This window comes from Terriglobales bacterium (assembly GCA_035624475.1).
GTDB lineage: Bacteria > Acidobacteriota > Terriglobia > Terriglobales > Acidobacteriaceae > DASPRL01.
The window spans coordinates 1-3,185 of the sequence record DASPRL010000259.1; the positions used below are offsets into that span (position 1 = coordinate 1).

Consider the following 3,185-nt stretch of genomic DNA (forward strand, 5'->3'; position numbering starts at 1 on the left):
TTCACCTTGGGGAAGATGCGCGCGATCTTGCCCTCGGGCGAGATCAGGAAGGTGGTGCGTTCGATGCCCATCACCTTCTTGCCGTACATATTCTTCTCCTTGATGACGCCGAAGGCGTGGCAGAGCTTCTTGTCAGAATCGGCGAGCAGGGTAAAGGGGAAGTCGTACTTGTCTTTGAATTTCTTCTGGCGCTCAGGCGGGTCGGCGGAGACTCCCAGCACCACCGCCCCGGCCTTCTCGATCTTCTTGTAGGCGTCGCGGAACCCGCACGCTTCGATGGTTCAACCGGGGGTGTCGGCCTTGGGGAAGAAGAAGAGGATGACGTTGCGGCCGCGAAAGTCCTTGAGCGAGACCTTGCGGCCGTTCTCATCGGGTACACTGAAGTCCGGTGCCTTGTCGTTGACTTCCATGATGCGCTCTCTCCTCGGAAGCTCGGCCATTCTACCGCGGCGGCGCGCCAGCGCGCTGCTGGCGCTGCTGCTGCTGGCCACGACCGCGCTGCTGGCGCAGTATCGCAGCAAGCGGCCCGCAGCCCACGCCCTGCGCGCGGTGGGCGTGCTGGAGTGGCCGGCGAGCGGCGGCGCGCCCCGGCTCGTCCCCCTGATCATCCTGGCCGACGGCCAGTACTACGACGCCAGCATCTACCAGGCGTCGCCGGTGCCCATGGCGGTGGAGCCGGGCACGGTGTACGAAGGCCAGCAGGCGGGCGCCGCCAAGGGACTGTTCACGATCAGCGCCGCGCAGGAATTGACGGAGGCCAAGGTGTGGTACGGCGCGGGCACCTGGGCCGAGGGCGAGACCGGGACCTACGCCACCGCGCCACGGGAGCAGGACCGCCCCATCCTGCGACGAGCCAAGCCGGCAGCGAGCGCGCCGGCCGCCGGCGCCGTGCAACCTGCCCCCCAGGCAGCCACGGAGCAGCAGATGGAGAGCGATCCCAACCGCCCGGTGCTGCAGCGGGGCAAGCCGCCGGCCCCCGCGCCGGCGCCATCCCCACCTCCGGTCAGGCCTGCAGCGACCCCGCCTTCCGCTCCGGTTTCGGCCGCCGTCCCGCCGCCTCCACCCGCAGCGTCCCAGCGGATGGTGGCGGTCTCCGACGTCCAGCCTGGGGAGAACCGCAGCTTCGTCCTGAGCTGGAGCCCCTCGGAAAAAGAGACGCTTAGCAAGAAGGCGGTGGCGCTGGCCCAGCAGGAGATCGCCAGGTACACGCTCGCGCCGGGCGGGCAGCACGCCGTCCCCGGCCCTCTCACCGGCCTTGACGTGCGCTTGTTCGACGTCTTCAGCGACAACGCTCCGGAGATCGTGTTGAGCGCGCACCTGCCCGCGGGCAACTACGCCGTCCCGGCGGCGCGGCCGCGCCCGGGCGCGGGCAAGCGCGGCGCAGCGCGCGCGAAGGAGCAGGCGCAGCCCGACGTCTACATCACCCTGGTGGCGCGCAGCGACCTGGACGGCAACCTGCGGCGCATCTTCGTCTCCATCACCGACAGCGGCCGCCTGGACGCGGTGCCGCGCCTGGAGCTGCTGGACGCCGTGGATGCCGACGGCCGGGGCGTGGGCCAACTGCTCTTCCACAAGATCGGGCCGCACGACACCGGCCTGGAGGGCAACGTGGTGCTCTACCGCGTGGACCCCGACCGGCTCACCGAACTCTTCGACAGTTGGGTGCAGTAGCGGCGGGCGGTGCTACAATTCCCGGCCATTCTTCGGGCGGATTCCTGCAGATGGCTGGAGGAGAAGGCATGCGCAGAGTGATCGGAGTGGGGATGCTGCTGTTCGCGCTGGCCGCCGTGGCCATGGCGCAGCAGCGCGATTTCAGCAAGGTGGAGATCAAGGTCACCAAGGTGACCGAAGCGGTGTACATGCTGCAGGGCTCCGGCGGGAACATCACCCTCTTCACCGGCCCCGAGGGCGTGGTCATGGTGGACACGGAATTCGCGGCGCTGGCGCCCAAGGTCGAGGCCGCGCTCAAGGGCATCACCGACAAGCCCCTGCGCTTCGTGGTCAACACCCACTGGCACTTCGACCACACCGACGGCAATGCCGCGTGGAGCGCGCAGGCGCCCATCATCGCCAACGACCTGCTGCGGGCGCGCATGGCCAGCGGCGGCAAGGTGCTGACCATGGACTTCAAGCCCGCGCCCGCGGATGCCCTGCCCGCCATCACCTACCCCGACCGCATGGCGCTGCACCTGAACGGCGAGGACGTCGAGATCATTCACTATCCCGCGGCGCACACCGACGGCGACAGCGTGGTGTACTTCCCCAAGGAGCACGTGGCCGCTACCGGCGACGAATATTTCGCCAACATCTTCCCCTTCATCGACCTGGAGAGTGGAGGCAGCGTGAAGGGCTACCTGGACGCGGTGGACAAACAGATCGCCATGTACCCCGAGGACGTGAAGATCATCCCCGGGCACGGGCCGCTCTCCACCCTGGCCGACTTCCGCGCCTACGCCAGCATGCTGCGCGATTGCGCCGGCATCGTGGAAGACGGCATCCGCCACGGCAAGAGCGCCGAGCAGCTCAAGCAGGAGAAGGTGCTGGCCAAGTACCACAAGTTCTCGTCCAGCTTCATCGACGAGGACAAGTTCATCGACACCCTCTACAAGAGCCTGGGCGGAGAAAAGAAGTAGCGGCTCAGGGCTTGAGCTTCTTCTCCAGCAGTTCGTTGACCAAAGCGGGGTTGGCTTGGCCCTTGGACATCTTCATCACCTGGCCGACGAAGAAGCCCTTCACCGTGGTCTTGCCGGCGCGGTACTGCTCCACCTGCTTGGGATTGGCGGCCAGCACCGCGTCGATCATCTTCTCCAGCGCGCCCGCGTCGGTGATCTGCTGCGGCTTTTCCTGCTCATAGACCACGGGGAAGTCCTGGCCGCGCGCGAAGCACAGGTCGTAAAGCTCCTTGAGCATCTTGCCGCTGATCCTGCCTTCCTCCACCAGGTCGGCGGAAAGGGCCACGCCCGCCATGGAGATGGGCGACTGCGCGATCTCGAGGCTCCTCGCCTTCAGCCGCCCCAGCAATTCGCTCTGCACCAGGTTGGCGACACGCTTGGGATTCCTGGCGGCGCGGGCCGCCTGCTCGAACTGCTCGGCGAGGGCGCGCGAGGTGGTCAGCACCCCGGCATCGTACTCGGTGATGCCGTACTCGGCTACCAGGCGGCGGCGGCGGGCATCGGGCAGCTCGG

Annotated in this window: 4 protein-coding genes; 2 read left to right on the top strand and 2 right to left on the bottom strand. The window is 67.6% G+C overall.

What is annotated here, in order from left to right:
• Positions 1–440: thioredoxin-dependent thiol peroxidase (gene bcp / locus VEG08_10440; protein HXZ28403.1), on the bottom strand; the 440-nt coding region annotated here is incomplete at its 3' end.
• On the opposite strand from bcp, the gene VEG08_10445 reads away from it, so the two are divergent.
• Both VEG08_10445 and VEG08_10450 read left to right on the top strand, forming a co-directional pair.
• The gene (locus VEG08_10445; protein ID HXZ28404.1) at positions 409–1,671 is read left to right on the top strand and encodes a hypothetical protein; all 1,263 of its coding nucleotides are present in this window, start codon (positions 409–411) and stop codon (positions 1,669–1,671) included. The genes bcp and VEG08_10445 overlap by 32 nt on opposite strands.
• Positions 1,672–1,739: 68 nt before the next feature.
• The gene (locus tag VEG08_10450) at positions 1,740–2,633 is read left to right on the top strand and encodes an MBL fold metallo-hydrolase (protein ID HXZ28405.1); all 894 of its coding nucleotides are present in this window, start codon (positions 1,740–1,742) and stop codon (positions 2,631–2,633) included.
• 4 nt (positions 2,634–2,637) lie between these two features.
• Here the strand turns inward: VEG08_10450 and VEG08_10455 are convergent.
• Positions 2,638–3,185, bottom strand: a 548-nt coding sequence (locus tag VEG08_10455; GenBank protein ID HXZ28406.1) for an Asp-tRNA(Asn)/Glu-tRNA(Gln) amidotransferase GatCAB subunit B, incomplete at its 5' end; no start/stop codon positions are given.

What these genes read in the sequence shown, in the direction of transcription:
- VEG08_10445 (HXZ28404.1), top strand. Translation starts at nt 409, where the DNA reads ATGATGCGCTCTCTCCTCGGAAGCTCGGCCATTCTACCGCGGCGGCGC.
- VEG08_10450 (HXZ28405.1), top strand. Translation starts at nt 1,740, where the DNA reads ATGCGCAGAGTGATCGGAGTGGGGATGCTGCTGTTCGCGCTGGCCGCC.